This is a genomic window from Variovorax soli NBRC 106424 (assembly GCF_001591385.1).
GTDB classification, from domain to species: domain Bacteria; phylum Pseudomonadota; class Gammaproteobacteria; order Burkholderiales; family Burkholderiaceae_C; genus Variovorax; species Variovorax soli.
The window spans coordinates 1-5,892 of the sequence record NZ_BCUU01000175.1 but is presented as its reverse complement, the minus strand read 5'-3'; the positions used below and the strand labels follow the sequence as shown (position 1 = coordinate 5,892).

Below are 5,892 nucleotides of genomic sequence, written 5' to 3'. Positions count from 1 at the left end.
CATGCCGGGCGCCGGCGCCGGTGTGGGCGCGGCCACCAGCGGCCACACCGTGGCGGCAATGTCGAACACGCTGCGAAAGCGGTCGAGCCCATGCGAGCCGCCGTTGACCAGCTTGCGCGCCGCCGCATGGTTGCCCGCGGCCAGCGCCTTGCGCATGGCATCGGCATGGTCGGCCAGGTAGCAGGCCAGCAGCACCGACGCCACTTCGGGCGCATTGGCCCAGTCCGGGTTGGCCAGCAGGTCGATGCCGATGCGCGCCGAATAGGTCTTGTAGTTGGCCTTGCCGGTGAGCTGCACGAAGCCGCGCCCCCGGTAGCGCGCACCGTCGCCGGGCGCGCTGTTGCCCAGGCGGCCGTCGTAGGCGCTGAAGGCCGGCAGCCCCGGCTTGGTGTTGAACTGCGAGGGATATTCCGAAATGGGCAGGAAGCCTTCGCTCTCCGCCCGGATGGTGCCCAGCGCGCCCAGGATCATCGGCCGGTCGGTGAGCTCCAGCGCCGACAGCGCGGCGCAGACATAAGGCAGGTAGCGCGCGATGTTGGAGGGCTTGGTGGCGGGAAACAGCTGCCGCACCGAGGCCAGGTCCAGCTGCAGGGCCAGCGGCCGCGCCTGCGCCAGGCCCAGCAGCACCTGGCAATAGGGCCCGACGATGCCGTCGGCGACGATGCCCACGCCGGCCTGCCAACGGCGTGCCGCGGCTTCGGTGTCGGCATCGAAGAGCGCCCCCGACCCCAGGCCCGGGAAGGCCGCCGCGTCCGCTCCGAGTTCCGCCGCAAGCCGCGCCTTGAGTGACTTGACCGCCGCCCCCTCGTCGCCCTTGACCAGAAGCATGATCGTCTCCTCTTCTCGCATCCCCCGATGCGAGCGACGGACCATAAGCCCGCGCCTTCGCGCCAGCAATTGCGCGAACGGACTAGCGCCAATGCACGAGGGCGGCCCGCAGCGCATGCTGCAGCGCGTCCTGCGAGGCGGGCGGCAGCGCGTTCATGCGCACATGGCCGGGCAGGCCCATCGAGGCGGTGTCGCGCAGCTTGATGCCATGCGCGGCCCTGAGGTGCCGCAGCAGTTCCGGCAGATCGCTGGTGCGCGGCTCGGCGCAGAAGAAGCTCGCGTCGCTGCGCAGGCACCGCCAGCCCAGCGATTCGCAAAGAAGCTGCTGGCGCCGCTTCCATTCGCGCAGCACCGGCAGGCAGTCGTGCAGCCATTGACGCACCTCGGGCTCGGTCCAGCTTTCGAGCATCGCCACGCCGTGCCCGCCGATGGGCCATGAGGGCATCAGCGCGTCCAGGGTCTGCACGAGCGCTTCGTCCGCCGACGGTGGTGCCACGGCATAGGCGGCGCGCACACCGGTCAGGCCCAGCGCCTTGTTGGGCGTCCAGAGCTGCCAAAAACCCGGTGCGCCCGAAGCGCTGCCTTCCAGCCGCAAGGGTGCGTAGGCCATGTCCACCACGCCCACGGCGCCGGGTGCCAACTCGGGCGGCGTGGTGGTCTGGCCCGTGGGGCTGGCCGGGTCGCCATGCCACGCCAGTTGCGCCTCGCTGGCCGGCACCAGCGGCATGCCGTGCGCCATGGCGGCGCGTGCATAGTCGCCATAGCCGGGCCGCGGGGCATGCACGCCCTGCCCGCCCTGGCGCTGCACCGCGGCCGTCATGCGCATGATGAATTCGCTGCCGCTGGCCGCGAGATGGATGCGCGCTGGCGGCACGCCGTGCAGGTGCGCCAGGCGCTCGCGCAGCGCCCCGTAGCCGGGATCGGGATAGCGGGACGCATCGGCCCGCAGCACCGCGGCCTGCGCCTGCGGACACGGCCCGCAGGCATTCGCGTTGGTCGAAAAGTCATGCGCGGCGACGCCCAGCGCGTCGGGTCCGCCGTGTTCGAAGGCGGCGGCGCTCAGGCCTTCCATTCCAGTTCCGGGCCCAGCAGCGCGGCACTGGCAAACAGCGCGGCCCACACCACCGCACGCGCGCCCAGGCGCAGGGCGCGCAGCACATCCTCTGCCTTGATGTTGCGGCCGTCGCGGTGCAGCACGTAGAAGTCGGGCTTGCCCAGCCGCACGTCCAGCAGCAGGGCCATCGCCGCCATCGGCCAGCCGCTGTTGGGCGATGGGGTGCGCCGGGCCTCGCGCACCAGCCCGCGCGGCCAGCGCAAGGCAGCCAGCGCCAGCAGCAAAGCCGTGATGCGCGCGGGAAGCCACGAGAGCACGTCGTCGGCGCGGGCCGCGAACTTGCCGGCCCACTCCCACACCCTGCCGCCACGCACGCCGCGGTAGCCCCACATGGCATCAGCCGTGTTCGCGAAACGGTAGAGCGCCGCACCGGGCAGGCCGGCCACCACGAACCAGAAGATCGGCGCCACCACCGAATCGTTGAGGTTCTCGGCCAGCGATTCGATGGCGCTTTCGCGCACCTGGTTCTCGCTGAGCCAGGTCACGTCGCGGCTGACCAGGTAGCTCAGCTGCTGGCGCCCGGCATCGAGCGATTCATGCAGTGCGCGCTCCACCGACTGCACTTCGCGCCCGAGCATGCGCCAGGCCAGCATCGGCTTGAGCGCCGCGCCCGTCAGGAGGGCCGCGGCCCAGACGGGCATTTGCCCGGCCAGCCACTGCAGCGCCAGCGCCACGCAGCCGACCACGCCGGCGCCGGCGCACCAGGCCAGCGCGCCGGCCAGCAGCCGGCGATGGTCTGCCGCCAGGGGTGTCTCCGCCGGCGGTGCAATGCGGCGGCCGGCCCAGCCGAGGTAGTGGCCCATCCACACCACCGGATGCCACCGCGCTGGCGGCTCGCCAAACGCGCGGTCGAGCACCAGCGCCAGCCACAGCGCCGCTGCGGCCACGCCGGCCGGGCCGGACATCAACGCGGCAACACCACCCATTGGCTGTCCACCTCATGCAGGGAAATGCGCTGCTCGAACACCTCGCGCAGTGCGGCGTGCGTGACCGCGTTGCTGGTCATGCCGGCGTGCGCCACCCGGCCTTCGCGCACGATCAGCAAGCGGTCGGAGTGGAGCGCCATGCCCAGTTCGTGCAGCACGCTCACCACCGTCTTGCCGGCCGTCACCAGCTCGCGCACGGCCAGCAGCCAGTCGGCCTGATGCGGCGCGTCGAGGTTGGCCAGCGGCTCGTCCATCAGCAGCACCTGCGACTGCACCGCCAGCGCGCGTGCCAGCAGCACCCGCTGGCGCTCGCCGCCCGAGAGCTGGCCGAGCGGCCGTGCCCGCCAGTCCCAGCATTGGGTGCGGCGCATGGCCGCTTCCACCGCGGCCACGTCGGCGGCACTGGGCGCGCCGAGCCACGAGCGGTGCGGCAGCCGGCCGAGCATGGCCACGTCCCAGGCCAGCAGGTCCTGCGCGCCATGCTCGTCCTGCCCCATCCAGGCCAGCTGGCGCGCGCGTTCGCGCAGCGGCCAGTCGCGCATGTTTCGCCCCAGCAGTTCGACGCGGCCCTGGTGCGGCAGCAGCTGCGCCAGGGCCTTGAGCAGCGTGGTCTTGCCCGCGCCGTTGGGGCCCACCACGGCCGTCCACTGCCCCTGCGCGATGTCGATCGAGTCCACATGCACGATCTCGCGCCCGCCCAGGCGCACGCGCAGGTCGCGCGCGGAAAGTGCCGGCATGGCTGCATTCATCGGCCGCCCCGGTTCATCAGCCACAGAAGATAGCCCCCGCCCAGCAAGGCGGTGAGCACGCCCACCGGCAGCTCCTGCGGCGCCAGCAGCCAGCGCGCCAGCACGTCGGCCGCCAGCAGCAGCAGGCCGCCCATCAGGCTGGCCAGCAGCACCAGTGCCCCGTGCGTGGCCTTGACCAGCGCACGCACCAAGTGCGGCGAGACCAGCCCGATGAAGGCCACCAACCCCACCTGCGCCACCGCGGCACCGGTGGACAGCGCCAGCGCCGCGATGAGCGCGGCACGCACCCACGCCAGCGGCAGGCCCAGGCTGACCGCGCTCGCCTCGCCCAGCGTGAGGGCATCCAGCGCCCGCGCCAGCACGAGCCCCGGCAGCAGGCTCAGCAGCAAGGCGCCTGCCATGACCGCCACGGCCGGCCAGCCGAGGAAGGCGGTGCTGCCCAGCATGAAGGCCTGCATGGCACGCATGATCTCCGGCACCCACAGCATGACCAGCGAACTGGCCGCGCCCAGCACCATGCCCACCACCACCCCCGCCAGGAGCAGGCGCAGGGTCTGCTGCACGCCGCGCGCGAGGCCCAGGGTGAGCAGCACCGCCAGCACGGCGCCCACGAAAGCCGCACCGGTCATGCCCAGCCGCGCACCCAGCGTGCCCGCCGCCGGCGCGATGCCCAGCAGGACGAGCAGCAGCGCAACGCCCAGGCTCGCGCCCGACGCACTGCCCAGCAGATAGGGGTCGGCCAGCGGATTGCGGAACAGCCCTTGCGCCAGCGCACCGCCCAGCCCGAGCAGCATGCCCGCCAGCCAGGCGCCCAGCGTGCGCGGCAGGCGGATGTCCCACACGATCTGCCAGGCCACCGGATCGCCAGTGCCGACGCGCAGCGGCTCCAGGCCGGTGCTGCCGATGGCCAGGCCCAGCGCCAGCAACAGCAGGGTGAGCGCCGCGATGCAGGCAGCAACGACCGTGGCACGCGCGGCGCGATTCACTTGGCGGCGCCCTCACCGGCCCGCGGCGCCTTGGCCATGCCGGCCACGCAGTCCGCCATGATCTGCGCGGCCTCCGCCACGCGCGGCCCGGGCCGCACCAGCACATCGCCCTGCGCCGGCGTGAAGACGCAGATGCGCTGGTTGCGAACGGCATCGATGCCCTGCCAGCCCGGCCGGGTGGACAAGGCCACGGTGTTGCGGTCGCCCAGCATGATGAGCTGCGGGTTGGCCTTGACCACGAACTCCGGGTTGAGCTTGGGAAAGGGCCCCAGCGACGCCGGCACCACATTGGCCAGGCCCAGGCGCGAGAGCACCTGGCCGATGAAGGACGACTCGCCCGCCGCATAGGGCGCGCTCTCCACCTCGAAGTACACGCGCTGGCCGCGCGCCTGCGCCGGAATGCCGGCCGCGGCCTTGGCCACGCCGGCGTCCATGTCGCGCCACAGTGCCTCGGCCTGCGCCTGCCGGCCCAGCAGCGCGCCGAGCTGGCCCAGCACGCGCTGCATGTCGGCCAGCGAATCGGGCTCGAAGGCCAGCACACGCACGCCCAGGGCTTCGAGCCGCCCGGTGACGCGCGCCGAGCGCGACAGCAGCACCACGTCGGGCCGCAGCGACACGATGCGTTCCACGTTTGCGTCTTCCAGTCCGCCCACATGCGGCAGCGCCGCCACCTGGGCCGGCCAGTTGGAATAGTTGTCGACGCCCACCAGCCGGCCGCAGGCGCCCAGCGCGCACACCGACTCGGTCACCGAAGGCAGCAGCGAGACGATGCGCTGCGGCGGCTGCGGCCATGGCGACCGCTGGCCGCGGTCGTCCGTGACGTCGGCGGCGAAGGCCCGTTGCAGCGCGAGCAGCAGCACCGCGGCAAGGCCTGCGCGCCGCAGGAATTTCATGCCCTGCCTCATGCCGCGCCCTTGAGCAGCATCGGCAAGCCGGCCGCCATGAAGCACACGCGCTCGCACACCGCCGCCACGCGCTGGTTGAGCGAGCCCATGGCGTCGACGAAGCCGCGCACCTCGGGGCCCAGCGGAATGACGCCCAGCCCGATCTCGTTGCTGACCAGCACCACCGGCCCGGCAGCGCCCTGCAGCGCAGCCAGCAGCTCGTCCTGCGCGGCGCCGATCTCGGCACTCGTCGCAGGTGGCCCCAGCGGCATCATCCGGTTGGTGAGCCACAGCGTCAGGCAGTCGACCACCAGCAGCGTATGCGGCGCGCTGTGCCGCGCCACCGCCTGCGCCAGCGCCAGCGGCTCCTCGACGCAGCCCAGGGCGGGAATGCGCGCGGCACGG

Annotated in this window: 6 protein-coding genes and 1 pseudogene; all 7 read right to left on the bottom strand. The window is 72.8% G+C overall.

Annotated elements, in window-relative coordinates; all coding sequences use genetic code 11:
- Positions 1–828: pseudogene (locus VSO01S_RS25800) on the bottom strand (C1 family peptidase); the annotation flags it as partial.
- A gap of 82 nt (positions 829–910) precedes the next feature.
- Entirely contained in the window at positions 911–1,900 is a 990-nt protein-coding gene (locus tag VSO01S_RS25795) for an aminotransferase class I/II-fold pyridoxal phosphate-dependent enzyme (RefSeq protein ID WP_068645622.1), read from the bottom strand.
- Positions 1,888–2,868, bottom strand: a complete 981-nt coding sequence (gene cbiB, locus VSO01S_RS25790; RefSeq protein WP_068645621.1) for an adenosylcobinamide-phosphate synthase CbiB — start codon at positions 2,866–2,868, stop codon at positions 1,888–1,890. The genes VSO01S_RS25795 and cbiB overlap by 13 nt, the downstream gene beginning before the upstream one ends.
- Positions 2,847–3,605 (bottom strand): ABC transporter ATP-binding protein, encoded by a 759-nt coding sequence (locus VSO01S_RS25785; protein WP_245684333.1) that lies wholly within the window; start codon positions 3,603–3,605, stop codon positions 2,847–2,849. The genes cbiB and VSO01S_RS25785 overlap by 22 nt, the downstream gene beginning before the upstream one ends.
- Positions 3,606–3,613: 8 nt before the next feature.
- Positions 3,614–4,603, bottom strand: a complete 990-nt coding sequence (locus VSO01S_RS25780) for a FecCD family ABC transporter permease (RefSeq protein WP_068645619.1) — start codon at positions 4,601–4,603, stop codon at positions 3,614–3,616.
- Positions 4,600–5,496: an ABC transporter substrate-binding protein gene (locus VSO01S_RS25775; protein WP_084242133.1), complete on the bottom strand. Its 897-nt coding sequence runs from the start codon at positions 5,494–5,496 to the stop codon at positions 4,600–4,602. Before VSO01S_RS25775 ends, VSO01S_RS25780 begins: the two co-directional genes overlap by 4 nt.
- 8 nt (positions 5,497–5,504) lie before the next feature.
- A partial coding sequence (locus VSO01S_RS25770; protein ID WP_068645617.1) for a bifunctional adenosylcobinamide kinase/adenosylcobinamide-phosphate guanylyltransferase occupies positions 5,505–5,892 on the bottom strand: 388 nt, incomplete at its 5' end.

What these genes read in the sequence shown, in the direction of transcription:
- cbiB (WP_068645621.1), bottom strand. Translation starts at nt 2,868, where the DNA reads ATGGGTGGTGTTGCCGCGTTGATGTCCGGCCCGGCCGGCGTGGCCGCA.
- VSO01S_RS25785 (WP_245684333.1), bottom strand. Translation starts at nt 3,605, where the DNA reads ATGCCGGCACTTTCCGCGCGCGACCTGCGCGTGCGCCTGGGCGGGCGC.
- VSO01S_RS25775 (WP_084242133.1), bottom strand. Translation starts at nt 5,496, where the DNA reads ATGAAATTCCTGCGGCGCGCAGGCCTTGCCGCGGTGCTGCTGCTCGCG.
- VSO01S_RS25795 (WP_068645622.1), bottom strand. Translation starts at nt 1,900, where the DNA reads ATGGAAGGCCTGAGCGCCGCCGCCTTCGAACACGGCGGACCCGACGCG.